22 protein-coding genes are annotated in these 25432 nt (G+C 65.8%); 16 read left to right on the forward strand and 6 right to left on the reverse strand.

Translation table 11 applies throughout. From position 1 onward, the window contains the following. Window positions 1-34: 34 nt before the first annotated feature. Complete coding sequence (locus AC6CHL_RS13260) at window positions 35-1462, reverse strand: Do family serine endopeptidase (protein WP_448132833.1); 1428 nt, start codon at window positions 1460-1462, stop codon at window positions 35-37. A 714-nt stretch (window positions 1463-2176) separates the two neighbouring features. Here AC6CHL_RS13260 and AC6CHL_RS13265 point away from each other — a divergent pair. From AC6CHL_RS13265 to AC6CHL_RS13325, 13 genes are all read left to right on the forward strand, one after another. Then, the gene (locus tag AC6CHL_RS13265; protein WP_498294744.1) at window positions 2177-3142 is read left to right on the forward strand and encodes a histone; all 966 of its coding nucleotides are present in this window, start codon (window positions 2177-2179) and stop codon (window positions 3140-3142) included. A gap of 162 nt (window positions 3143-3304) precedes the next feature. Further along, complete coding sequence (locus AC6CHL_RS13270; protein ID WP_038691030.1) at window positions 3305-5560, forward strand: type VI secretion system Vgr family protein; 2256 nt, start codon at window positions 3305-3307, stop codon at window positions 5558-5560. 22 nt (window positions 5561-5582) lie between these two features. Further along, a complete protein-coding gene (locus AC6CHL_RS13275; protein ID WP_498294745.1) occupies window positions 5583-7205 on the forward strand; it encodes a hypothetical protein in 1623 nt (540 codons plus the stop codon). Next, window positions 7202-7327 carry a hypothetical protein gene (locus AC6CHL_RS13280; protein ID WP_258223862.1) on the forward strand — a complete coding sequence of 42 codons (126 nt, stop codon included), beginning with the start codon at window positions 7202-7204 and terminating at the stop codon, window positions 7325-7327. Before AC6CHL_RS13275 ends, AC6CHL_RS13280 begins: the two co-directional genes overlap by 4 nt. Before the next feature lie 19 nt (window positions 7328-7346). Then, entirely contained in the window at window positions 7347-12113 is a 4767-nt protein-coding gene (locus AC6CHL_RS13285; protein ID WP_498294747.1) for an RHS repeat-associated core domain-containing protein, read from the forward strand. 7 nt (window positions 12114-12120) lie between these two features. Continuing rightward, window positions 12121-12960, forward strand: a complete 840-nt coding sequence (locus tag AC6CHL_RS13290) for a hypothetical protein (protein ID WP_498294749.1) — start codon at window positions 12121-12123, stop codon at window positions 12958-12960. Between the two features lie 43 nt (window positions 12961-13003). Next, window positions 13004-13510, forward strand: a complete 507-nt coding sequence (locus AC6CHL_RS13295) for an SMI1/KNR4 family protein (protein ID WP_498294751.1) — start codon at window positions 13004-13006, stop codon at window positions 13508-13510. A gap of 66 nt (window positions 13511-13576) precedes the next feature. Next, window positions 13577-14002, forward strand: coding sequence for an Imm26 family immunity protein (locus AC6CHL_RS13300; RefSeq protein ID WP_498294752.1), 426 nt, complete (start codon window positions 13577-13579; stop codon window positions 14000-14002). Between the two features lie 156 nt (window positions 14003-14158). Next, window positions 14159-14767, forward strand: a complete 609-nt coding sequence (locus AC6CHL_RS13305) for a pentapeptide repeat-containing protein (RefSeq protein WP_498294754.1) — start codon at window positions 14159-14161, stop codon at window positions 14765-14767. A gap of 55 nt (window positions 14768-14822) precedes the next feature. Then, window positions 14823-15209, forward strand: coding sequence for a hypothetical protein (locus tag AC6CHL_RS13310; RefSeq protein WP_498294756.1), 387 nt, complete (start codon window positions 14823-14825; stop codon window positions 15207-15209). A gap of 9 nt (window positions 15210-15218) precedes the next feature. Beyond that, the gene (locus tag AC6CHL_RS13315; RefSeq protein WP_498294758.1) at window positions 15219-15764 is read left to right on the forward strand and encodes a DUF4303 domain-containing protein; all 546 of its coding nucleotides are present in this window, start codon (window positions 15219-15221) and stop codon (window positions 15762-15764) included. A gap of 101 nt (window positions 15765-15865) precedes the next feature. Beyond that, a complete protein-coding gene (locus AC6CHL_RS13320) occupies window positions 15866-16306 on the forward strand; it encodes an SMI1/KNR4 family protein (protein ID WP_498294759.1) in 441 nt (146 codons plus the stop codon). Between the two features lie 145 nt (window positions 16307-16451). Then, a complete protein-coding gene (locus AC6CHL_RS13325; protein WP_137191827.1) occupies window positions 16452-17135 on the forward strand; it encodes a hypothetical protein in 684 nt (227 codons plus the stop codon). Between the two features lie 2 nt (window positions 17136-17137). Here the strand turns inward: AC6CHL_RS13325 and AC6CHL_RS13330 are convergent, their stop codons facing one another. Beyond that, window positions 17138-19588, reverse strand: coding sequence for a S9 family peptidase (locus AC6CHL_RS13330; protein WP_498294761.1), 2451 nt, complete (start codon window positions 19586-19588; stop codon window positions 17138-17140). 131 nt (window positions 19589-19719) lie between these two features. Next, on the reverse strand, window positions 19720-20082 hold the full coding sequence (locus tag AC6CHL_RS13335; RefSeq protein WP_137191826.1) for a DUF1428 domain-containing protein: 363 nt from the start codon (window positions 20080-20082) through the stop codon (window positions 19720-19722). Window positions 20083-20774: 692 nt separating this feature from the next. Between AC6CHL_RS13335 and AC6CHL_RS13340 the strand changes: the two genes are divergently transcribed. Beyond that, window positions 20775-21347: an OmpO family porin gene (locus tag AC6CHL_RS13340; RefSeq protein ID WP_038691013.1), complete on the forward strand. Its 573-nt coding sequence runs from the start codon at window positions 20775-20777 to the stop codon at window positions 21345-21347. A gap of 93 nt (window positions 21348-21440) precedes the next feature. Here the strand turns inward: AC6CHL_RS13340 and AC6CHL_RS13345 are convergent, their stop codons facing one another. Genes AC6CHL_RS13345 through AC6CHL_RS13355 form a run of 3 tightly spaced genes read right to left on the reverse strand, consistent with a single transcriptional unit; the run spans window position 21441 to window position 24297 of the window. Then, on the reverse strand, window positions 21441-22376 hold the full coding sequence (locus tag AC6CHL_RS13345; RefSeq protein ID WP_498294763.1) for an alpha/beta hydrolase: 936 nt from the start codon (window positions 22374-22376) through the stop codon (window positions 21441-21443). After that, window positions 22373-23242, reverse strand: coding sequence for an alpha/beta fold hydrolase (locus AC6CHL_RS13350; protein WP_498294765.1), 870 nt, complete (start codon window positions 23240-23242; stop codon window positions 22373-22375). Before AC6CHL_RS13350 ends, AC6CHL_RS13345 begins: the two co-directional genes overlap by 4 nt. Next, window positions 23242-24297, reverse strand: a complete 1056-nt coding sequence (locus tag AC6CHL_RS13355; protein WP_498294767.1) for a sugar phosphate isomerase/epimerase family protein — start codon at window positions 24295-24297, stop codon at window positions 23242-23244. Before AC6CHL_RS13355 ends, AC6CHL_RS13350 begins: the two co-directional genes overlap by 1 nt. Before the next feature lie 112 nt (window positions 24298-24409). Between AC6CHL_RS13355 and AC6CHL_RS13360 the strand changes: the two genes are divergently transcribed. Beyond that, the gene (locus AC6CHL_RS13360; protein ID WP_498294768.1) at window positions 24410-25006 is read left to right on the forward strand and encodes a TetR/AcrR family transcriptional regulator; all 597 of its coding nucleotides are present in this window, start codon (window positions 24410-24412) and stop codon (window positions 25004-25006) included. Continuing rightward, the gene (locus tag AC6CHL_RS13365) at window positions 24999-25424 is read left to right on the forward strand and encodes an NUDIX domain-containing protein (RefSeq protein ID WP_498294769.1); all 426 of its coding nucleotides are present in this window, start codon (window positions 24999-25001) and stop codon (window positions 25422-25424) included. The genes AC6CHL_RS13360 and AC6CHL_RS13365 overlap by 8 nt, the downstream gene beginning before the upstream one ends. The last annotated feature ends 8 nt before the right edge of the window (window positions 25425-25432 follow it).

The raw sequence follows: 25432 nt of genomic DNA on the forward strand, positions 1-25432 counted from the left end.
GGGGTGTAAGGGGCGTTAGGGCTTGCTGACCCGTTCATCGCATCACCAGCACGCCCGGCGTGTTGCCACGCACGATGCGCAGCACCAGCTGCGGCGGGCGTTGCTGGAAATTGGCCCGCCAGCTGGCCAGGTCGGCGAACTCGCCGGCCGTGGTTTCGGTGATCACATCGCCGGCGGCAAGGCCCGAGCTGGCCGCGCGGCTGCCGCGCTTGACCTCGCTGACCTGCACCCCGCTGATGCCAGCCTGGCGCAGCGACTCGGGCAGGTCGACGAAGGTGGCACCGGCCAGGCGCGGGTCCAGCGTGTCGCCGCTGACCGCGCGCGCCTGTTCCTTCAGCGTGGCCTTGAGCTGCTGCGCCTTGCCGTCGCGGCGGATGTCCAGGGTGAGCGTGCTGCCCACCGGCGCCAGCCCTTCCATGTTGTGCAGCGCCTGCGCGCTGTCCACGCGCTGGCCGTTGGCCGACACCACCACATCGCCCGGACGCAGCCCGGCGGCGGCCGCGCCGGAGCCGGCCAGCACCCGCGTCACCAGCGCGCCGCGCGCTTCGTTCAAGCCCAGGCCCTGGGCGATCTGCTGGGTCAGGTTCTGCGCTTCCACGCCCAGCGTGCCGCGCACCACCACACCGTGCTTGACCAGCTGGTCGACCACGTCGCGCGCCAGGTTGGACGGAATGGCCAGGCCCAGGCCGATGTTGCCGGCCATGCTGCCCTGCGGATTGAAGCTGGCGGTATTGATGCCCACCAGCTGGCCCTGCAGGTTGACCAGCGCACCGCCGGAGTTGCCCGGGTTGATCGACGCGTCGGTCTGGATGAAGTTCTGGTAGCCCAGCCCGCGGATGCCGCTGCGGCCCACCGCCGACACGATGCCGGAGGTGACGGTCTGGCTGAAACCGAACGGGTTGCCGATGGCCACCACGAAGTCGCCCACGCGCAGCTGGTCGCTGTTGCCCAGCGGCAGGGCGGTGAGCTTGTCGGCGGGAATGCGGATCAACGCGATGTCGGTGTCGCGGTCCGAGCCGATGAACTCGGCCTTGACCGTGCGCCCGTCGGCCAGCGTCACCTGCACGTCGTCGGCGTTGTCGATGACGTGGTGGTTGGTCAGCACCAGCCCGGCGCTGGCGTCGATGATGACGCCCGAGCCCAGCGATTCGTTTATGCGTTCCTGCGGCACTTCCGGGAACAGCCGGCGGAAGAACGGGTCGTTGAAGTACGGGTTGCGTACCCGCACCACCTGCTTGGTGTTGACGCTGACCACCGCGGGCATGGCCCGTTCCAGCATCGGCGCCAGCGACGGCACCGGCTGCCCGGCCACCGAGGCCGGCAATGCCGCCGTGGCCGGAATGACCAGCGACGCCGGCGCTGCTTCGGCACGGTTGTCCAGGTGCACGTTGATCGCCGAAGCGACAAAGCCACCGAAGGCGGCGGCAAGGGCGAGCGTGAGCAGGGTGGGGAGCGGTCGCATGGTCCGTCGGTTCCGTAACGAAGAGCGGCGTGGGAGGCAGAAGCCTCTATAAGGTAAAGCAAGCTGAATGAGTGTGGCTGCCTGCGCCTAAACCGCGAATGAAATCCGGCCCGCCGCGCGGCGGGCGACGCTCCCGCGCCATCCGCTTTGGTGTCGTTGAAGGCCGCCGTGCAGCGGTCGGCTGCGCGCCGGCGGCGGGGTCGGCCATGCGCGCGATGCCGCCGTCGACCAACCATCGGTGGCACGCACCCCGCTGTCCCCTGTCGCTGTCCATGCCGCCGATGCAGGTCATCGGTGACGTCATGTCTGCGACCAGGATGGGCCCGCTGCATGACCCCGTTTTCAACCCCGACCCCCGCCCTCTGCCGCATGCCTCGGCGGGTTGACCGGGCCAACACCGCCGGCCTTTTCGAGCGCGAAGGCAGCGCAGTTGTGCAGTAAAAGCCAACCAACCGAACGCGTACGACAGCCAATTGCACGTCGCGTCACTAGCGCTCGACGCGCGCAGGAAGGACCGGCACGGCAACGCACGTGCCGTGCACGGAAGCTGTTTTAAAGGGGTTTGCTGCCAACGCCTGGTTTGCCGGGCAGCGCTGGCGTCGTCCCGCCAAGCACAGGTGCGGCTCACAGGCTGCGACAAGACCGTTCCACGATGGACCGCGCCGGTATAGCATCGCCAGCGATTTAACTGACCAGGCCCCTTAGGAGGCAATCATGAGCAACGGTAATGGTGTGACCGCGACCCTGTCGCAGGGCGTCGACGAAGTGAAAGAAGTGGCCGGCAACGTGGGCGAGACCATCGCTACCGCCGCTGAGGATGCCGTGGCGTCGGTGAAGAAGACCGTCAAGCGCGCACGCAAGGCTGCCACCACCCAGGTTGCCAAGGTCAAGAAGGCCGTGCAGAAGGCCGAGAAGACCGTCGCCAAGAAGGCCGACAAGGCCGCCAAGTCGGTTGGCAAGACCCTGGCCACCGCCAAGAAGAAGCTGGAAACGGCCAAGAGCAACGCCAAGGCCGAAGCCGCCTCGCTGAAGAAGCAGGTTGCCAAGAAGAAGGCCGCCGCTGAAAAGGCCGTGACCAAGACCACCAAGGCTGCCAAGAAGGTTGCCGGCAAGAAGGTCGCCACCGCCAAGAAGGCCGTGACCAAGAAGACCGCCGCCGCCAAGAAGGTTGTGGGCAAGAAGGTTGCCGTGGCCAAGAAGGCCGTGGCCAAGAAGACCGCGACCGCCAAGAAGGTCGTCGGCAAGAAGACCGCCGTGGCCAAGAAGACCGTCGGCAAGAAGGTCGCCGTGGCCAAGAAGGCTGTGGCCAAGAAGTCCGCCACCGCCAAGAAGGTCGTCGGCAAGAAGACGGCTGTTGCCAGGAAGACCGTCGGCAAGAAGGTCGCCGTGGCCAAGAAGGCTGTGGCCAAGAAGTCCGCCACCGCCAAGAAGGTGGTCGGCAAGAAGACCGCCGTTGCCAAGAAGAGCGTCGGCAAGAAGGTCGCCGTAGCCAGGAAGACCGTCGGCAAGAAGACTGCCGTGGCCAAGAAGGCCGTCGCCAAGAAGACCGCCGTGGCCAAGAAGGCTGTCGGCAAGAAGACCGCCGTTGCCAAGAAGGCCGTTGCCCGCAAGGCCGCCCCGGCCAAGCGTGCTGCCAAGCCCGTGGCCCGCAAGGCCCCGGCCAAGCGCGCCCGCAAGTAAGGGGTGACCACGGCGCCTGCCTGCGGGCGGGCGCCGTGATGGGCCACCTTCGCTTGCACAAAGCTGAAGGGGTTTACGCAATACCCGCGTCAGAATGTTGGCGCACGTCATGCAGAAATGGCAGAGTCGGGATCTCGAAGTCATGGGACGAAGGAACGCCCGATGTATGCCGAAGCCCTCACCGCCGGTCACGCGCTCACCCGCCTGCACCAGGACCACCGCCTCATCCGTGTCGACACCGTGCTGGACCCGCAGACCTTCCTGGTCAAGCGGTTCGACGGCAGCGAACGCGTGTCCCATCCCTTCGCCTACCAGGTCGAGCTGCTCTCGATCCAACCCCGGCTGGAGCTCAAACAGCTGGTGGGCCAGCCGCTGCGGCTGATCCTGGGCGACGAGTTCGGCGGCCATGGCGTCCACGGCTACGTGCGCGAATTCGCCAGCACCGGCCGCGAGGCGCAGTTCAGTGCCTACCGCGCCGAGATCGCGCCGTGGTTCGCCTTTCTGGACTACACCAGCAACTGCCGCATCTTCCAGGACATGAACGTGCTGAAGATCGTGGAAACGGTGTTCGCCGATTACCCCGACCTGGCCCGCTTCGACTACGACCTGGACACCGGCAAGCTGCCCAAACTGCCCTATTGCGTGCAGTACAACGAGTCCGATTTCGCTTTCGTCTCGCGCCTGCTCGAAGACGCCGGCATCTACTACAGCTTCCGCCACGACGAAGACGGCCACACCCTGCTGCTCAGCGACGACTCCACCCTGAGCGTGGCCTTGGGCGAACCGGCGCCGGTGTACTTCCGTGCCGACCAGGGCGTGCAGCAGCAGACCGGCCTGCACCGCTGGGGTGCCCGCCGCCGCGTGGGCCCTGGCGCGCACGCGCTGAGCAGTTTTGATTTCAAGCAGCCCAGCACGCCCTTGCGCGTGGTGCGCGGCAACGAGGCGCCGCGCGGCGTGCTGCCCGAACTCACCCAGTACCGGTACGACGGTGCGGCCCGCTTCGCCGACAGCCGCATTGGCGAGGCGCTGGCGGCGGTGCGCAATGAAGAAACCGCGTGGCCCACCAAGCTGTTCGAATGCGCCGGCAACGCCGCCGGGCTGCAGGCGGGCGGCTGCTTCACCCTGGAACAACAGCCGGACTTCATCGGCCGCGGCGCCGAAGACCGCCAGTTCTTCGTGGTGCGCCTGCAGCGCGAAGGGCGCAACAACTTCGCCAGCGATTTCGCCAGCGCCGAAGCGCCCAGCCACGCCATCGAGGCCGAGGTGCTGCGCCGCAAGATTCCCTACCGCCCGCTGCGGCAGACCCCGTGGCCGCGCATGCCCGGCCCGCAGACCGCCACCGTGGTGGGTCCGCCCGGCGAAGAACTGCATGCCGATGCCTACGGCCGGGTGAAGGTGCAGTTCCACTGGGACCGCAAGGAAGACCGCCGCGACAACGGCGCCGAGAACAGCTCCTGCTGGATCCGCAGCGCCAGCCCATGGGCCGGCGCGGACATGGGCGGGGTATCGCCGCCGCGCGTGGGCCAGGAAGTGGTGGTGGACTTCCTCGACGGCGACCCGGACCGCCCGATCATCACTGGCCGGGTCTTCAATGAAGAGAACATGCCGCCGTTCGGCCTGGAAGTGAGCGGCCTGAAGTCCAAGACGGTCAAGGGCGCCGGCTGGAACGAAATGACCATGCACGACACCGCCGGTGGCGAGCTGCTCAACATGCGTGCCCAGCGCGACATGGTCACCACCGTGCTCAACGACCAGAACGCCAGCATCCAGAACAACAAGTCCACCGCGGTGGCGGTGAACCACAGCATGAGCGTGGGCGCCAACCAGGACATCAGCGTGGGTGCCAACCGGGGCATCACCGTCACCGGCACCGACACCCTGGGCGTCACCGGCACCCGCACCACCAACGTCACCGGCGCCGTCACCGAGGCCTACCAGTCCGGCCAGACCAAGACCATCGCCGCGGCCGGCTACACCGAAACCATCACCGGCGATTTCGGCACCACCCTCACCGGCAACTACACCAGCCAGCGCACCGGCACCTGGAAGGAAACCGTTACCTCCACCTCGCTGCGCCAGGTGATCGGCAAGGTCACCCAGGAATACTCGGCCGGCCGCGAGACCACCATCACCGGGCTGGACAAGCGCGGCGTGCAGGGCGCGGTGGAAGACACCAACATCGGCGCACGCACCGTGGGCGTGGACGGCACCTTCGAGCACGAAGTCAGTGGCACCCACAGCCAGCTGTCCAACGGCGACATGACCCTCGGCTCGGCCAGCAAGCTCACCGCGGCGGTGGGCGGCGCCTTCATCGAGATCACCGACGGCGAGATCAAGATCTCCGCCGGCGGCTCGGAAGTGGTCATCAACAGCGGTGGCGTGTCGGTCAACGGCAGCGAGATCAAGCTCAACTGCTGACCGGTCCATCGGAGGGACACCCATGCACGACACCCCCATGCTGCGCGGCATCCAACGCCTCAGCGACGCCTGGCTTGCCGCCGCCGCCGACCCCAGCCGGCGGCTGCTGGTCTGGCGGCTGCCGGCCAACGCCAGCCGCCTGCTGGCCGCCTTCTTCGAGATGCAGCGGCACGACCAGGGCCGCGACACGCCGGACTACTTCCTGCGCGTGGACACGCCCTATGAGCTCGGCTTCCGCTACAGCCGACAGATCAAGCAGACCCTGCTCGAGCGCTACCTGGGCAGCCAGGACGAACTGCGCGGGCAGGGCATCACGCTCGGCTGGCGCGGTCCGCATGCCGAGCACCCCGACAGCGCCGCCGGCGTGGTGCAGGTACTGGACAGCTTCGCCGAGCACCACGGCAACCACCTGCGGTTGCTGGCCGCCGTGCTGGAACCCGAGCGCATGGTGCCCGGCGACGGCTTCGAACGCTGGGTGGATGCGGCCCTGGCCGCCGCCCCCGGCGACCGCCTGCGCCTGGTGCTGGTGGACACCGAGGAAGACCCGCGCTGGCAGCCGTTGCTTGAGCGCCATGCCAGCGTGGCCGCGCGCATCGACGCGCCGGTGGACATGTTTGCCATCGCCCGCGACACCGCCTCGCAGTCCGGCGGCACCGGCCCGGAAGTCCTGTACCGCCAGCTGCTCGCCGACCTGATGCTGCTGCTTGAGCGCGGCAGCCCGCAGCAGGTGGTGGCCCGCGCCGAGCGCGCGCTGGGGCTGGCCCAGCGCCACGGCTGGCAGGAGCAGGCCTCGGTGGTGCAGATGATGGTGGCCGGTGCCTGGCTCAAGGCCGGCGACCACGGCCAGGCCATCACCGCCTACCGCCAGGCGCGCAGCGCCGCCGATGCCGCCCGCAGCGCCGGCAACGCTGCCGCGCCCGAGCTGGTCATGCAGAGCTGGTTCGGCGAAGCCGGCTGCTGGCTCACCGCCAAGAACCCCGAGCGCGCCGCGCAGACCTACCTGCAGGCGTCCACCTCGGCAGCCACCATCCCGCACCCGATGTTCCAGCTGGAAGGCCAGCGCATGGCCGGCTACTGCCTGCTCCAGCACGGCAAGCGCGAGGAAGCGCGTACCCAGCTGCTGGAAGCCATCCGCATCGCCAAGCCCCTCAGCACGCAGGACCGCAAGGCCACCACCCTGCCGCAGGCGCTGTGGGACCTGCTGCAGCTGCAGGACCTGCGCCGCGCCGAGAAGATCCAGCTCACCGCCCCGGCCTATCTCGAACAGACCACCGCGCTGCACGCGCAGGCCGAAGAGGTCGCCGCCAAGCTCGGCCCCACGCCCACCCGCGTGCAGCTGGATGTCATCGACGCCCAGCTGCATGCGGGCCTGGAACAGACCTTCCACCGCACCCAGCAGGAACGCGAACGGCTGGTGCAGGGCGGCGACGAGTTCTTCCGAAAGATCGTCGCGGTAGGGCGTGAGTACCTCGACCCGCATTGGAACGGCCTGCCCACCATCGAACACCCGCTCGACCACGAGATTCCGGTCTGGAGCGAACCGCCGGCCATGCAGCCGCTGCCCGACCCCGGCCCGCTGCTGGCCGGTACCGACCTTGCCCACGTCGCACCGCCTGCGGCCACCCCTGGAGTTGTTGCCGCATGAATACCCGCATTCTGGTCATGACCGTCGCCGTGCTGCTGGGCATGGCCATCGTGGTGTGGCTCGGCGTGGAATACCGCGACGAAGTCAAAGCCTTCCTGCGCGCCCTGCTGCGCGCGCTGTAAGCAACACAGGAGTGTTGCCGTGAGCATTGCCGCCAAGCATTTCGATCCGCAGCTGGGCATCGACATCCACATGTACGCGATGCCGCCGTGCCCGCTGCCCACGCCGCACATCGGCCTGGTGCTGGACCCGTTCGACTACATCCCGTTCATCGGCTCCACCATCAAGGTCAACGGCGTGCACCGCGGCACCGCCGGCACCGGCGGGCTGGACATCCACATTCCACTGGGCGTGTGGGGCCCGCCGCTGGCCGCGCCGATGGGCCCGCAGTTCGACGGCGAAGAGATTTTCATGGGCAGCCGCACCGTGTCGGCCGATGGCGAGCCGTTCTCGCGGCTGGCCATGCCCGTGCTGGACTGCAACCTGGCCGGCATGATCAACCCGTTCCGGGTGAAGAAGCCCAAGAAGCCGCTGCGCGCCATGTCGCTGCCCACCGGCTTGAACGTGGCCATTCCCACCAGCGTCAAGGTCGGTGGCCCGCCCACCGTGTCGTGGACGGCGATGGCCTTCCGCGCCGCCTTTGCCGGCTTGGGTAAGCTGCGCAAGACCGACTTCTTCCGCAAGAAGATGGATGCCTTCGCCGCGTGGCGCCGGGGCAAGTGGGGGCATCTGCCCTCGGGCACGCTCAAGTGCAAGATCCTGCGGGCCGAGCCGGTGGACATCCGCGACGGCAGCGTCTCGGTCAGCCACGAAGACTTCAGCATTCCCGGCCGCCTGCCGCTCAGCTGGCGCCGCGTGTACGCCTCGCGCCATGCCCAGCGCACCGGCGCCTGCGGTTACGGCTGGCAGACTCCGGCCGACATCGCGCTGGCGCTGTCGGCCGACGGCAGCGCCTGGCTGTCCGGCCCGGACGAGGTGGCCTTCTTCCCCGAGCTGCCGCGCCGCGACGGCATGGACGCGGCCACCCTGGACTTCGTGGACGGCGCCCGCCTGTGGCGCGACAACGGTCAGTGGGTCGTGCGTTTCAAGGGCGGCCTGCAGTACCACTTCGACGCCACCCCGGCCGCCGGCGTGGCGGTGCTGCCGCACGAGCGCAGCCTGCCCATCGAGCGCATCGAAGACCGCTGCGGCAACCACTGGCGCTTCGAGCGCCGCGACGGCCACCTGGTACGCATCGTGGAAAGCGGCGTGGACGGCCTGCAGGGCCGCTTCATCGAAGTGGACGCGCGCCAGGGCCACATCGACCGCCTGCAGCTGCACGACCCGGCCAGCGGCCTGAACCACCTGCTGGTGAGCTACCGCTACGCCAACGGTGACCTGATCGCTGCAGTGGACCCGCTGGATGCCCCGCGCACCTTCGGCTACCAGCAGCACTACATGGTGCGCCATACCGATCGGGTTGGCCTGTCGTTCTATTACGCGTTCGATGCGCAGTGGCGCGTGGTGCATTCCTGGGGCGACGGCGGCCTGTACGACTACCACTTCGACTACGACGCACTGCTGCACGAAACCCGCATCACCGACTCGCTGGGCCATGTGAGCCTGGTCAAGTTCGACGAAAACCGCCTGCCGCTGTGCGAGATCGACCCGCTAGATGGGGTGACCATCTTCGAGTACGACGACTTCGGCCGCACCGTGGCGGTGACCGATCCGGAGGGGCTGCGGACTGGGTTCGAGTATGACGAGCGCGGGAACCTGGTGGTGCTGGTGCGCGCCGATGGCAGCACCCTGCAGCAGCAGTTCGACGACAACGACCAGCTGCTGGCCGTGACCGACCCGGACGGCAACACCTGGCAGCAGCACTATGACGCCCGCGGCCTGCTGATCGAGCAGACCGACCCGCTGCAGGCCAGCACCCGCTACGCCTACGACGCCCACGGCCTGCTGCATGCCCAGACCAACGCACGCGACGCCGTCACTGCCGTGGGCTACGACCGGCATGGGCTGGTGGCGGTGGTGCGCGATCCGCTGGGCCACGAGAGCCGCTTCGAGCATGATCCGCTGGGCCGCCTGCAGCGTCAGGTGGATCCGCTCGGCCAACCCACGGTGTACACCTACGACGCCAAGGGCCGGCTCCTGGCCGTGCTCGCCACCGACGGCACCGGCGTCCGCTGCGAATACGACGCCGAAGACCAGCTCGTCACCTATCTGGACGAAGCCGGTGCGCGCACCCGCCTGCAGTACGTGGGCATCGGCCAGATCGGCAAGCGCCTGCAGGCCGACGGCCAGGTGGTGGAGTACCGCTACGACACCGAAGAACAGCTGGTGGCGGTGATCAACCAGCGGGGCGAGACCTACGCGCTCACCCGCGACCCGCTCGGCCGCATCGTGGAAGAAGTGGACTACTGGGGCCAACCGCGTCGTTACGAGTACGACGCGGCCGGGCGCCTCACCGCCACCCTGGACCCGCTGGGCCAGCGCATCGGGTTTGCCACCGACAAGATGGGCCGCATCACCGCCAAGACCCTGCCGGACATCCGCCAGCCGGGGCGGCAGGTCAAGGAAACGTTCGAGTACGACAAGCGCGGCCAGCTCATCGCGTTGCGCAACCCGCACCGGCACGCCACCCGCCGCTTCGACCCGCTGGGCCAACTGCTGGAGGAACTGCAGGACGGCTTCCGCGTGGGATACGCCTACGATGAAGTGGGCAACCGCATCCAGCGCCAGACCGGCGCCAGCAACACCGTTGCCTTCGCCTACGACCTGCGCGACCAGTTGATCGAGGTGGGCATCAACGACGAAGCGCCCATCACCCTGGAGCGTGACGCGCTGGGCCGTACCACCCGCGAGCAGCTGAGCGCGCACGTGGAGCGCCGCTTCGAGTACGACGCGCGCAACCTGCTCACCGCGCAGACCGTCCTGCGCGATGCGTCACCGCTGTTCGACACCCGTTACGACTACGACCGCACCGGCAACCTCACCCGCCGCCAGGACAGCGCGCAGGGCGTGGACGAATACCGCTACGACGCGATAGGCCGGCTGCTGGCCCACACCGACCCCAAGGGCGTGCTGCACCCGTACTACAACGACCCGGCCGGCGACCGCCTGCGCACCGAAATCCGCGAAGTGCGCATGCGCAAGGTGGCCGGTGGCGACGACCAGGCAGAGCTGCTGTGGACACGCGAGGGCACCTACCAGGGCGTGCACTACGTGTTCGACCGCGCCGGCGACATGGTGCGCAAGGGCAGCCAGGGCGGCGGCGACGCCAGCGACCTGGAACTGATCTGGGACGCCAACCATCGGCTGGCCGAGAGCCGGCGCGGTGGGAAGAGCACGCACTACGGCTACGACCCGCTGGGACGACGGGTGTTCAAGCGCAATCCGGACGAGACCACGTGGTTCTTCTGGGATGGCGACGCGCTGCTGGGCGAGGTGAAGCAGGCCAACGACGCCGAAGACGCCGCGCCGGTGTGGGTGGACAACGTGGCCAGCCTGATCGAGGTGAAGCGGCGGCAGCGGCGGTTGGGGAAGCTGCATGAGGGGGTTCGGGAGTATGTGTATTACCCGCGGAGCTTCGTGCCGTTGGCGTTGCTGGAGAGACGGAATGTACCTGGCAGAGACGAGCTGGAATGCCAAGGGGTTAGTCCCAGCGCTCTGAGGGATGGAGAAGGTGAACGCGAGTTGCGGCAGGCTAGCCGACCTGCAGCGGTGCACAACCTGCCGGGGCGCCAGCCTGCAGTGGAACTTGAAATCCCTGTGCAAAAGGCCAGAGCATCTGCGAGAAGTGCACGTCCGAATGGGCTTGGCGCACTGGGAAGTCTGTCCCTTTCAAACGCGAAACACGCGCCCAACCAGAGTGAAGATGCTGGTCAAGAAGGCGGGGAACCAAACTCAGCAGAACAGACTCTGGGACCAGAAAATGGGACAGGTACAACACTGGGTTCGTTGAGTCTTGGCACCAAGCGGTCTGAAAGATCGGTGTCCGCTGATAAAGCACCCGAGGCGATAACTGAATCATCCATTTCGCCCCGAATTGTCCCCTCCGTCTCTCAAGCCATTGCTGTTTCCAGCGAGCCGCACGTCCACAATCAAATCCAGCCCCATGCTGCGGGGGGCGAGCAGGCAGGTGCTGCAGTTGCGGTCGAGGGGCAGCGGGCGTCAGCTGGCGTCTACTGGTATCAATGCGATCCCAACGGCTACCCCATTCGCCTGCTGGATGGGGGTGGCGCCCAGTACTGGGCGGCGCACCCTGCTGCTTGGGGCTTGGCAAATGTGGAGATCGAGAGAATTAGCAATCCGCTGCGCTTCCAAGGGCAGTACGCTGATGATGAAACGGGGCTCCACTACAACCGGTATCGCTACTACGACAACCGCGTTGGGGCCTACGTCTCTCAGGACCCGATACGACTTCTAGGGTCGATCAACACGTATACCTACGGACAAAACCCTATCGGATGGGCCGATCCTTGGGGCTTGATCCTGAAGGAAGTGGCCGATGCAATGCCGAACTCGGCAGGCGTTTACCACATTGAACTTGGAGATGAGTACTACACCGGTAGCGGTGTCGATATCCACGAACGGCTATCCAACTCGAAACACCCTGCACTCAGGCTGTTGAACGACCCGGATGTTGTAGTTACGACCTATCCTGTGGATCTTGGGACGGCAGCAGGAAACAATAGAATGAGCAACCATATCCTGCGAGGGTATGAGCAAGGCATCATGACAGTTGAGAATAACGTACCCAAAAAAGGCGGATCATTGAACCAAGTTCGTGCGGCAGCAAAAACCCGTGTCGGCGAGTTCGCGCAAGATGCAGTCAGGCATGGGGCATCGCGAGGCGGAGGCACCATCAGCACACCGTCCTCTCGTGCCGCTGGCACAATGGACGCGCGAGCAAATTGCTAGGATTGATATGAAACAGACGAAGTGTGTGGTGATGCATAGCGACCATTTTGAACAGTACCCTGGTCGCAAGTTGGAGCCAATTTTCTACAATCGGCCGTTTGACTCAAAGCTCCTTGCTGGGGTCGAGAGTGCGCAGCTCTGGGCTCCGCCCGGCGTAGGGATTTCCACAATTCCTGAAATTCTCTCCGCAATGGTCAATCTCCATTCGCTATTTGCGAGCGACGAGGTAGACAACGCCGCGTGGGCCAAGCTTTCGGATGGCGATCTGCCCGAATCCCTTGAGGTGTTGCAGATATCGAATGATCTTAGGACACTGAGTTGGCCAAAAGTGACCTTGCCCAAACTGAAGGAACTGGTGGCCATGCCATCCATCAAGTTCGATGCGGCCAGCTTCCCTTCTCTTGAATCCATCCACATCAATCCAAACAAAAATTTGTCCAATGTGCTGGAGGCTCTGAAGCTTCCGATTCGAGAGATGTTCCTCCTGAGCGTTCCGAACGGAAATAAAATCTTCGACGTCCTTGCTTCGGAGGACATTCAAACTATCGGTCTCTTGGGAGGGAACTCCCTGGTGAATCTGGATGGGGTCGAGCAGCTTGCGTCGCTAAAGTCCATCAAGCTAAAGAATCTCTCGAAGTTGGTAGATATTGGTGCGCTAAAAAGCCAGTCGGAACTGACGAGCGTGAACATTCAGTACTGCAACAAGATCGAAAACATCGAAGTCCTCAATGAGCTGAAGAAGATTGAGAAGCTGATAATTGTAGGCTCGGGCACAATGGGTGTGGATAGGCTGGAGCCACGTTTGCAGCGTGTATTGGATAGATCGCTAGGTCCCGATGCTCCGTAGTACATCGGGCTGGCACTCGATGCGAACGATGGAATAACGAGAGATGACCTTCCGAACAATCGCATTGTCAAGTTCGATTGCAACTAGGAGGGCGCTTAGCTCCGTCCGAATAGCGGGCTGTAGGCTGCCAGAGTCCTACTGCGAATTCGCAGCGACGCACGGGTATGGCCGCATTGGTGGCCTGGTCATCATCTATTCGGGCGTGCCGGAGCATCCGGACTCCGTTCTCGCTCAGGGTGCGCGCGTCAAAGGCTTCATAGACGATGCCGCCGCCGAGGGGTGCTTCGAGTTCGAGCATGACGGCGATGAGATGGTCGCCAGCGGCCTGTATCCCTTTGCGGCCAGCGAGAATGGTGAATATTTCGTCTGGGATCTCAATGAAAAGTGCGGGGATGAGTATTCGATCTACTGTATTGGTGCTCGAATGGCGGGTCTTCGGTATGCGGCAGAGTCAATGGGCGAACTGCTTGAGAAGCTTTGCAGCGAATCCATCAAGGATGTGATGGGGCCCGGGTATGCGCCTTTGCTCCCTACGTTTGAAGGCTTGTGATTGACTACAATTCATGGGTGATCTCTGCTAAGCATCGACGTCTAGCGTTGAGTTCGAGTGGCTGAAATGGCGAAGAAGATCAAGAGTGCGGTTGGTGACGTGTTTGCGATTCCGCTTCCGTCGGGCGGGTATGGGGTGGGGCGCTTGATACACATTTCAGACAGGTGGCGCCTTGCTCAGTTCTTCGCGCTTAGGCTGGATGCTCCAGAGCTCCCGGCGTTGCTTCTCGATTTCGGTGACGCCATGCCAGTTCACAACATAGTTACGTTGCGTATTGAAGAAGGCGCGTGGCCCGTTCTGAAGCGCGGTGTGCTCGATGCTTTGCCAGATCTTGACTCACTGATCTTCTATCGAGGACTGCCTGCCCATCGAACGTATTTGAAATTGAATGGCGAGATTGTTTCTGCGTGTCCCTCGCAGGGCTGCTCGTCTTCCATGCCTCAGTTCGCGGAATACGTGGCAGACCAGTTGGACGAGCGCTTGGCCACATGAGGCTGACTACCTCCATTATTGACGCGACTGAGGCATGTGATGTGGCCTGGATACGCACCCCCGTCCCAAACGTTCGAAGGTCTGTGATCGCGTTGAATCATGCTGTAAAGGTATGCTCGGCATTCCTGTAGTGCAGGAGGCTAAAGGAAGTGATGGATGCTTGCTAAAGAAGCTCGCAGCAGGTGGCAGGTTGAGCAGCTGAGGCTGGTCGAGAAGAAGCTCTACGACGCTGCGAAGTCGTTCAAATTGGGGCCTATGCCGGAGTCGCCCTTTGGCCTCACCGAACTAGGCATGGCCGACTTTCGCGGGGCGACCCTCGCTGAACCCTTGCGTTACCTGAAAGTGAGCAATGTCGATCTCTCTGACGTCCTGTTCAAAGAGGGTGCCAGCATCAATGAGTCCGAGATGGAGAGGTGTCGGCTTGATCGGGTTGACATGCGTAACGTCTTCGTAAGGCGTAGCTTCAGTGACTGCAGCTTTGTCAAAGCGAAGCTCTCGGGCGCTAGGATGGGCGGAGAGTTCGTGCGCTGCGACTTCACCGGGGCGAACCTATCCAAGTCATTCGCCACGGACTGTAAGTTCACGGCATGTAACTTCGCCGGTGCAACACTGTCCGATGTGCATTTCATCAGCTGCACGTTCGAGGACTGTGGCTTCTCGGACGTCAAGCTGTTCACTGGATCCGTCGCCGGCAGCAAGTTCCTGGGGGGAACCTCGATGGACCAATTGGCGGGCTGTATCACCGACAACGTAGTGGTCCGGTGAGGCGGCAACCTGGAACGAGTATGGCACTCGTTGTCCAACGTACGCTGGGGGCTTCATGGAAGTATCACTAACCGCCCGCTTGGGCGGCCCCGAGGTCGGCGTCCTGTTCCTTGCAGGCGTAGTTCATGCTCGCAAACGTTTGAAAGTTGCACTGGATGGGGTTTCCTTGGCGGGCCTTGATGTTATGGATATAACGCTGCATATCGGCGGTAGCATCACCGACATTTCCCCCGCAGCACCGAGTGTTGAGGCGCGCTATTTCAAGCAGCGACGGCGCCTGAAGATCTTCGTAAGCATACCGAGTGCGGATGCGCGGGAGTCGCCCGAAGAGGACGTTGGTCGGCGGGTTACGGAATGGCTGGTGGATGGCCTCGAGAGCGTCGCTCTGCCGCGGAGTGCAGCTGGCATGACCCTCGGCCCGGTACTGAGTGCGCTTCGGTGAGATTTTAAGATGGAAGGTGTCAATGGTCTGGTGAATTTGGTCTGCAAGACATTTCGGCCCGCGCTGCTGGACTTGTTTAGAGGTGGTGAGAACTTCTATTACTGCACCTTCGTCATGACCGAGGAAGGCCACGCGCCATTCCTTTCAGCTTGGTCTGAAGAGGCGCTTGCAAGGGCAGTGGACGAGAGTGGCGAAGGCCCAGAGGTAGCTGCGGATCTGAAGTGGTCGTATGCAGATTCTCCATACGTTGACTTTGGGAGCGAATACACTGAGAAGCTTCGCGCGCCCTTCGTCGCCAGGCCGAACCTTCAAGAGCTCGGCGTCGATGAGTGGAAAAAAGAGATTGAGCTCCGTATGGATGCTGTAGAGCAGGCCGCACGCCAATTGGATGGAGAGGGCGCATTCGGCGCAGGGCAGCGTCGCAGCAGGCTACTTGTTGCGGTGGAGATCATGCCTCCAGTGCCTTCCAACGTTGAGCGAGTGGCTCGGCTGAACGACACTGATTCGGAAGTCTTCAAGCAGTGGTTGGAAGAGGCTGCAGAGCAACAGCGTTGACACAGACCGGACCAGACGTTTTGAACGTGTCATTTGGGGAGCAACGTCCGAGCGCCAGTCACAAGCCCAAACACCCCGGGATTCACAAAGGATGACCGGCAATGTTTGAGCCTCTCGACGCCCTGCTAGCGCAGTGTTCGCGAGCCAAGGTGTTCCCCGGGCGCCAGGTAGCGTCTGAGTGGGTCGAAGACGCCGAGCGGGAGCTTGGCCGCCCGTTGCCTGCAACGTACAGATGCTGGCTGCAGACCTACGGCAATCTCCTGGTTTGCAGCTACCCGGTCTTGACGCTTTGCGCCCCGGAGCACCGCGATCTCGCAGACGACGACCTGAGCTACTACGCCAGGTTGGATGCGGTAGACGGCGTCGCGCCGAAGGGACTGATCGCGCTGCACGTGCCAGACACGGAGGAGGCGTTCTACTACGACACCCGCACCGGCTTGAGCGAGGGCGAATACTCCATCCTCAGGTTCGACTACAACGATGTTCGACTACAACGATGGCAGCTACACGCATTTCGCGGACTCCTTCGCGTTGTTCCTTGAGACCCTTGTGCGTCGAACCTGAGCCACCCATCCAGCGAGGCCTGTGTACGGGCGCCGCCCACGCAGCAAGGGGTAGTTCGGCTGCATCACCGCTTCACCCCACGCCAGCTATCGTTGCCAAACCCCCGCCGCCTCCCGGATTCCCATGCGCGGTCTAGACTTCAGCTCCTGGCAAGCCATGCTCTCCACCCTGCTCGGGCTGGCCGTCATCACCCTGATCGGCGTCGGCATCCGGCTGCTGGTGATGCAGACCATGCAGCAGCGTCGCGAGCGTGAGAACCGCCAGATCAACGAGCGGCTACGCACGTTGATCGCCGCCTACAAGACCCTCGGTGGTTCCTTCACCGGCGCATTGCACGTCGATCCGCGCCATCTGCGCGACCTGCGGCAGCCGGCCGCGGCCGATGCCCCGGACGATGCAATGCTGTTGCCGGTCGATGGGGGCACCGGCAGCGACCGTGCACGGCGCATTCGCGATGCCGTGGAGGCGGCACTGTCAGACATCATCCTGCTCGGCACCGACGACCAGGTGCGCCTGGCCGCCACCGCCGCCACCGAGTTGGCGCAGGGCAGGCCGGTGCAGACCGCCGAGCTGGTGGTGTCGCTGCGCAACTTCATCCGCGAAGCACTCGATCTGGCGCCCATTCCCGCCAGTGTGGCCATTCCGCGCCAGGGTCCGGCCCGGCCCGCGCCCGGCGCGAAGGGCAAGGGCGAGGCCGACAAGGCCGGGGGCAAAGCGGGCGGCGGTGGCGGAGGCATGGGCGGTATGGGCGGTGGCGGCATGGGCGCCGGCAGCGCCCATCACGACGACGACACCGCGCCGCGCTGACCTCACGCGCCGTCGTGATGCCTGCCCAGTTCGTAGGCGGGCGGCGTGGCACCCATCAAGTGGGTAACGAAGTAATCCCACATGCGGCGCATGTAGTACGTATCGTTGCGGAACAATTCGTGGTCCTGATTGGCCAGGTACAGCAGGTCGTAGTCCTTGTTGGCGGCGTTGAGCGCGCGCGCCAGCTGCAGCGTCAGCGCCGGCATGGCGTTCTCGTCCAGGTCGCCATACACCAGCATCAGTTTGCCCTGCAGCTGCGCGGCCAACGCGCTGTTGTCCAGCGGCTGGAACAACGCAGGCACCGCCGTCGCATCGGGTCGCACCGCGCTGCCGTCGGCATACACCGGCTGTCCCCCCACCAGTCGGTCCATGCCGTGGATGCCGCCGCCGTACATGCCCTGGAAGCTGTGGCTGCCCGCCGACGCCACGCCCACCCGGTAGAAGGACGGATGGCGCAACAGTGCCCGGGCGGCGCTGTAGCCCCCGAAGGAGTGCCCGTAGATGCCCACCCGCGCCAGGTCCATGCCCGGGTACCGCGCTGCCAGTTGCCGGATCGCGGCAACGTGGTCGTCCAGTTGCACGTCGGCAGCGGTCAGGAAGCTACTGTCGTGGAACGCCTTGGAGCGGCCGGGCGTGCCACGCGCGTCGATGCTGACCACCACGAAGCCGAGCTGGGCCAGGCTGGCGCGCGCCACCGGATTCATCGTGGCGGTGGCGTCCAGGTAACCCACCGGCGCGTTGCTCACGTGGGGCCCGCCGTACATTGCATCAATCACCGGGTACCGGCCGCCGGCGGTGTAGCCGGGTGGCAGGTATACGGTGGCGTAGATCGGGGTGTGGCCGTCGGCGGCCAGCAGTTGCTCCCGGTGCGGGGGCTGCCAGCCGGCCGCGCGCACGGCGCTGTCGTCGGCGTGCTCCAGGGGCAGCACTACACGACCATCGCGTGTGTCGCGCAGCACGGTGATGGGCGGCTCGGCCACGGTCGAGTGGCTGTCCGCCACCCAGCGGCCAGAGGGTGCCAGCAGCTGCGGGTCACGCCCGCCCATCAGCGCGCCCGCCCCCGCATCGATGGCATGGTCGGCCGCCTCGGGGGTCAACAGCACCGGCTCGCCACCGTCCAGCGCCACCCGGTACAAGCGGCGCTGGTAGGGGTCGCCGGGCTCGCGCCCGCCCGCGCTGAAGTACAGCTGCTGCTCGTCCGGATCAATGCCGACGATATCGCGCACCAGCCAAGGGCCGCGGGTCAGCTGCCGGATCACCGCGCCGCTGGCGGTGTCCACGAGATACAGATGGCCCCAGCCATCGCGTTGCGAAAACCACACCACCTGGTTGCGGCCCGGCAGCACGCGCACCGCCGCGCGGTTGTAGGGATAGCTGTTGAGTTGTACGCGGGTGCTGGACGTTTCCTCCAGCAGCGTGCGCACGGTGTGTCGGTGCAGGTCGATTTCCACCAGCCGGATCCGTGCCGGGCGGTCATGCCGCACGATCGCGGTGTATACCTTGTCCGCCCTGCGCGACCAGCCCAGTACACCGGCCTCGGTCAGGCTGTGCCAGCCGTCGGGCACGGGGATGGTCTGCGTGCGCGCTGCCCCCACGTCGGTGACAAACCACGCATCGCGGACCTGCTCGGCATCGCCCAGCAAGCCCAACCGCACCTGGTGCAGCACCGGGCGAACGCCCTGCGCCGGCGCAGTGGCCAGGTAGGGATAGGCCTGCACGTGGCGCTCGTCATAGCGCACCCCGAACAGGCGGCTGCCGTCGGGCGCCCACGACACCGCGAACGGCGGCGGTTGTAGCCGGCCCTCGCGATAGGGAATGCCGCGCAGCGCGAAATCGGGCAGCACGCCGTAGCCGTTTGACGCCTCGCCATCCTGGGTGAGTGAAATGGCCGGTGCCTTTCCGGCCGGGAGCAGCCACAGGTTGTGGTCGCGTACCACCACGGCCCGCTGTCCATCCGGTGCGGTCAGCGCCTGCGGGTTGGGTGCGGGCAGCGCGACTGCTGCACACCGGTAGGCCGGCAGCGTGCACTGCAGGCCCTGCGCGGCGCCGCTGCGCAGCACCAGCTGCAGCGCGGCAACATCGGGCGCAGTGGTGACGCTGGCCACCTGCTGCAGCACCTGGTCGGCGTCGGTAGCACCAGCGGCCTTCAGCGCTACGCGCAACCGCGCGCGATCGAACAGCGGCTCGCGCGAGGGCACGCGGGGGTCCACCAGCAGGTAATCGGTGCTGCCCCGGGCTGTCTGATGGCGATACCAGAACCGGCCATCGTCCAGCCAGTTCGGCAGCACCGTGGCATTGCGCACTTTTCCGCGCAGGTGTCCGTCCAGTACCCGTTCGGCGCGCGCGTAGTCCTCGGCGGTGGGCGCGGCCATCGCCGGCGCCAGGCTCACGCCAAGCAGCCCCAGCATCCCGGCCAGCACCTGCAGGTGGCGCGGTGCAGATCCTTCTGTCATCGATGCAGCTCCTGTTCGGCGCCCATCGCGGCACGAGCCGCCGGGCCTGGCCGGTGGGCCTTGAGCATGCCGCGCACCGGCCAACCGGGCAAGCGCATCCAGACGTGGACGCGCTGCCCCTGCCTGCGCGCCTACTTGCCGCCCAGTTCCACCACCGGCACGAAGCCGCCGTAGATCATGCGCTTGCCGTCAAACGGCATCGGGTTGTTTTCCGGGTTCATGCGCGGGTCTTCCATCATCTTCTGCATGCCGGCATCGCGGGTGGCCTTGTCGGGCCATTCGATCCAGGAAAACACCACCGTTTCATCGTCCTTGGCCTCCACGGCGCGGAAGAAGTCGGTCTGCTTGCCGTGGCTCACATCGTCGCCCCAGCATTCGACCACGCGCAGCGCGCCGTGCTCGATACAGATCGCATCGCCTTCGCGGGCGTGGGCAAGGAACTTCTCTTTGTTGGCGGTGGGTACTGCAAGCACGAAACCGTCGATATAGGACATGGCTGCCTCCAGGGGTGGGCGATGGCGCACCGGAACGGGCGCCTTCATGACATACGACGTGCGGGGAAGGGGCAGATCGACAATGCGCCCACGAGCGCGCGGCCGGCGTGATGGCAGTGCGCCTCAATTCACGCCAATGCCAACGCGTTCAATGACTTACGGGATACGCGGCGGCGAGATTCCGTACGGGGGGTCAGAAAAATCCTAACGAGGGAGCGGAACATCCTGATATTCCAGCTGACGCGTTCAGCACACTATGGGGTCGCCGGGCAGGACCTTTCCCCAAGGCCCTGCACCTTGTCGCACACCCTGCGCCGAGCGGTGCAACACGGAGATGGACGCGTTAGCCGGTTACTCCCCAAGAGCGGCTTCCCCAGCGCGTGACGCCCCGCAAGGGCATCGTCGTGACCAGAATCCTCCTCGCGCTTGTTGCCGCCGCCGCCGTGCGCCGGCAGGTGCCTCGCACCGTCCACGCGCATCGCTCCTCACCCCACATGCACGCCCGGCAGCTGTTTTTCCGCTGGAATCTGCGCGCGCGTATGTCACAGCGCAACTGAACCCCTGCCAAAAATTCACGCAGGTGAAGGGGGCTCACTTCAGGGCGGGTTGTGTCGAATAACGGAGAATTTACATTTCCGATGCAACCGACGTCCGCGTCAGCTGCAAGTAGTTCAAGACAGAGGTGTACCCCCATGAAGACTTCGTTGATTGCCCTGGCGCTTGCCGCCGCCCTGCCGTTCGCCGCTTCCGCTGCTGAAGGCCTGTCCTACAACTACGCCGAAGGCGACTACGTCAAGACCGACGCAGACGGCGGCAAGGCCGATGGTTGGGGCGTGAAGGGTTCCTACGCGTTCCTGCCGAACTTCCACGCCTTTGGTGAGTTCAACCAGCAGAAGAGCGACCTGGACGACGCCAAGACCGACCAGTGGCGCGTCGGCGTGGGCTACAACCAGGAAATCGGCAACAGCACCGACTTCGTGGGCCGCGTTGCCTACAACAAGTACGACCCGCGCCATGGCCTGGACTTCAACGGCTACAGCGCCGAAGCCGGTATCCGCACCGCGTTCGGCCAGCATGCCGAAGTCTACGCAATGGCCGGCTATGAAGATTTCAGCAAGAAGCACGGCATCAATCCGGATGGCCAGTTCTACGGCCGCCTGGGTGGCCAGGTGAAGTTGAACCAGAACTGGGGCATCAATGGCGACATCAAGATGGATCGCCACGGTGACAAGGAATGGTCGGTCGGCCCGCGCTTCAGCTGGTAATTCCAGCGTGACCGCATCGCCACGCGCCTGATCGGCGTGGCAGGAAAGGCCCGGCATTGCCGGGCCTTTTTCGTGGGCGCAGCGTCGGCTGGCTCAGATCGCAGCGGCCAACAGCGCCGCGCTGCGCGTCAACAGCACCCGCGATGCCGGCGCGGTGCCCAGCAGGTGCAGGCACGCATGCACCATGCCGGGCAGGCGCTCGCAGTGCACCGCCACCCCGGCCTGCGCCAAGCGCGCGGCGTATTGCTCGCCTTCGTCGCGCAGCGGGTCGTACGCGCACACCAGCACGGTGGCCGGCGGCAGGCCGCGCAGGTCATGCGCCCGCGCGGGCACCGCCCGCCCATCGGCGTTGGCCACGCCGTCGCCCAGGTAGGCGTCCCAGCACCGCTGCATCAACGCCGTGCTCAGGTAATAGCCCTCGCCGAACTGCCGGTGGCTGTCGGTGTCGATGGCCGTGTCCAGCGCCGGGTACAGCAGCAGCTGGTGGTGGATGGGCGGCCCACCGCGCTCGCGCGCCAGCAGGGCCACCGCTGCGGCCAGGTTGCCGCCGGCACTGTCGCCGCCCACCATCAATCGCGTCAGGTCGATGTCCAGCTGCGCGGCTTGGGCATGGCTCCAGCACAGCGCGGCGTACACGTCGTCCAGCGGAATCGGGAAGCGGTGCTCCGGCGCGAGACGGTAGTCCACCGCCAGCACCACGCAGCCGGTGGCATTGGCCAGCGCCCGGCACGGACGGTCGTACACCGCCAGCGAGCACTGGAACCACCCGCCGCCATGGGCGAACAGCAGCCCCGGGCGCGCCTGGCCCAGGCAATGCCCGGCCGGCCAGTACGCGCGCACGGTGAGGGCATGGCCATCGCCGGTGGTCACGCTGAAATCGCGTACGTCAGCCACCTGCTCCAACGGGCCCTGCAGGGCGGGCAGGGCAGCTTCGCTGGCCGCGCGGATCTGCTGCAGCGTCAACCCTGCCACCACCTCCGGCGGTGGCAGGGTCTGCAGGAAACGGGCGATATCCGGGTCCAGGCTCATACCGCGCCGTCCGGCAGCAGGAACGGCAGCAGCTGGTCCAGGAAGGCCTGCGGGGCTTCTTCCATCACGAAGTGGCCGCAGTCGGCAATCATGGTGCCGCGCAGGTCGGCGGCGTGCGCGCGCATGGTGTCCATGGGCATGTTGGCGGTGGCATGTTCGGCCCCGATGGCCAGCACCGGCATCGCCAGCGGGGTGCGTGCGCGCTGCTGGTTCTGGCGGATGGTCTCGGGAATGGCGCGGTAATAGCCGAACCCACCGCTCAGCCCGCCCGGCGCCGCATACGCGCGGATGTACACCTCGCACGCCACCGCTTCGCGGCGGTGCGCCCAGCGGTCGAACATGAAGGTCAGGTAGGCGCGCTCGCGCCCGGCAATCAGCGCTTCGGGCAGGTCGCGCACCTGGTTGAACATGAAATGCCACAGGAAGATGTTGTCTTCCGGGGCCACGAACACCGGCGGAGCTTCGGCCAACCCGGGAATCACCGCCTCGGTGATGGCCAGCCGCTGCACGGCATCGGGCTGGTCGCTGGCCAGCGCGTAGGCCACCCACATGCCCACGTCATGGCCCACCACCTGGTAGCGCGCATGGCCCAGCTGCTGCATCACCGCGTGCAGGGTGGCGGCGATGGCGCCGGTGTCGTAGCCGTGGGCCGGCGTGTCCGAATCACCGGTGCCGGGCGGGTCCACTGCAATGGCCTGGAAACCCTGTGCGGCCAGCGCCTGCAGGATGTGCCGCCAGGCGTACCAGGTCTGCGGCCAGCCGGGAATCAGCAGCACCGGCCGGCCCTCGCCCAGGATCGCGCAATGCACGCTGCGGCCGTCGATGCGGACGTGGCGGTGGGTAATGCTGTCCAGTGAGGTGGTCATCAGTGGATCCCCAGCATGCCGTGGATCTGCGCACGGCTGACCGGCGCGCCGGCGAAGTCGTCGAAGATGCGGTCGGTCACGGTGATGATGTGCGCGTTGATGAAGGCCACGCCCTCGCGCGCACCGTCTTCCTGGTTCTTCAGGCAGCACTCCCACTCCAGCGTGGCCCAGCCGTCGTAGTCGTACTGGGCCAGCTTGGAGAAGATGCCCTTGAAGTCCACCTGCCCATCGCCCAGCGAACGGAAGCGCCCGGCGCGCTCGGTCCAGCCGCTGTAGCCGCCGTAGATGCCCTGGCGGCCGCTCGGATTGAACTCGGCATCCTTGATGTGGACCATGCCGATGAAGTCGCGGTAGATGTCCAGGAAGCTCAGGTAATCCAGCTGCTGCAGCACGAAGTGGCTGGGGTCGAACAGGATCCGGCAGCGCTTATGGCCGCCCACCGCGGCGTGGAAGCGCTCGAAGCTGGTGCCGTCGTGCAGGTCTTCGCTGGGGTGGATCTCGTAGCAGAGGTCGATGCCGTGCGCGTCGCACACGTCCAAGATCGGCAGCCAGCGGCGGGCCAGCTCCTCGAACGCGGCCTCGATCAGGCCGTCCGGCCGCTGCGGGAACGGGAACAGGTACGGCCAGGCGAACGAACCGGAGAAGGTGCCGATGCGGTCCAGGCCCAGCCGCTGCGACGCCTTGGCCGCCAGTTTGATGCGCTCGATCGCCCAGGCGCTGCGTGCGTCCGGGTCGCCGTGCAGGGCGGCGGGGGCGAAGCTGTCGCACAGCGCGTCGTAGGCCGGGTGCACCGCCACCAGCTGGCCGAAGATGTGCGTGGTGAGCTCGCTGATCACCAGCCCGTGGCCGGCCAGCATGGCGATCATGTCATCGCAGTACTGCTGGCTGTGCGCGGCCTGTTCCACGTCGAACAGGCGTTCGTCCCACGCCGGAATCTGCAGGGCCTTGAAGCCCTGGCTGGCGGCCCAGGCGGCAATGGACGGCAGGTCGTTGAAGGGGGGCTGGTCTGCACTGAACTGGGCCAGGTGCAGGCTGGGGCCTTGGATGGTGCGCATTGGATGTCGCCTTATTGTTTGTCGAGCGACAAAGAATAGGCCGCAAGTTTGCCCCGGTCAACGCCGGGTATCGCTAGAATTGCCGCACCGCTTCTTTCCGTAGTGATGCCCCATGGCCGGCCGCCCCCGCGAATTCGACAAAGACCACGCCCTCAAGCAGGCCATGCTGCTGTTCTGGGCGCGTGGCTACGAAGGCACGTCGATGTCGGCGTTGGTGGAGGCACTGGGCATCGCCTCGGCGCGCATCTACGCCGCCTTCGGCAGCAAGGAGCAGTTGTTCCGCGAGGCGGTGGCGCTGTACGAAGCCGGCGACGGGGGCTTTGCCGACCGCGCGCTGCGCGAACAGGCGGTGCGCCCGGCCATCGAACGCATGCTGCACGACGCCGTGCTCACCTATACCAAGCGTGGGCGCGCGCAGGGCTGCCTGGTGGTGTCGGCGGCCACCAGTACCGCACCGGAGAACGAGACGGTGATGGACTGGCTGGCCGAACACCGCCGCCAGCGCACCCAGCAGATCATCGCGCGGCTGCAGCAGGCTGCCACCGCCGGCGAACTGGCCGATGGCGCGGACGTGCAGGCATTGGGCGACTACTTCGCCACGGTGCTGCACGGCATTTCCACCCAGGCCCGCGACGGCGCCAGCCGTGCCCGCCTGCTGGCCGCGGTGACGGTGGCGATGCAGGTGCTGGGGGAGCAGGCGCATGGCTGAGGCATCTGTCCGCCACCAGCCGCGCGTGGGCTGTGGTGCGGTCATCCAGCGCGCCGATGGCGCGGTGTTGCTGGTCCAGCGCGGGCGCCCGCCCGAGCAGGGTCACTGGGGCCTGCCGGGTGGCAAGGTGGACTGGATGGAAACCGTCGAAGCTGCCGTGGTCCGCGAAGTGCACGAAGAAACCGCGCTGCGCGTGGCCATTCAACGGCTGCTGTGCGTGGTGGACCATTTTGAACCGGCGCTGCAGCAGCACTGGATCGCGCCGGTCTACTTGGCGCGCACCCTGGATGACACCGTTGCCGTGTTGCAGGAACCGGAGGTGCTGCTGGCGCTGGGCTGGTTCAGCCCCGACGCCTTGCCCACGCCGCTGACCCTGTCCGCGCGCCAGGGCCTGGCACAGCTGTCAGCGGCGGGCTGAGCCCACCC

Source organism: Stenotrophomonas sp. GQ19 (assembly GCF_059758695.1).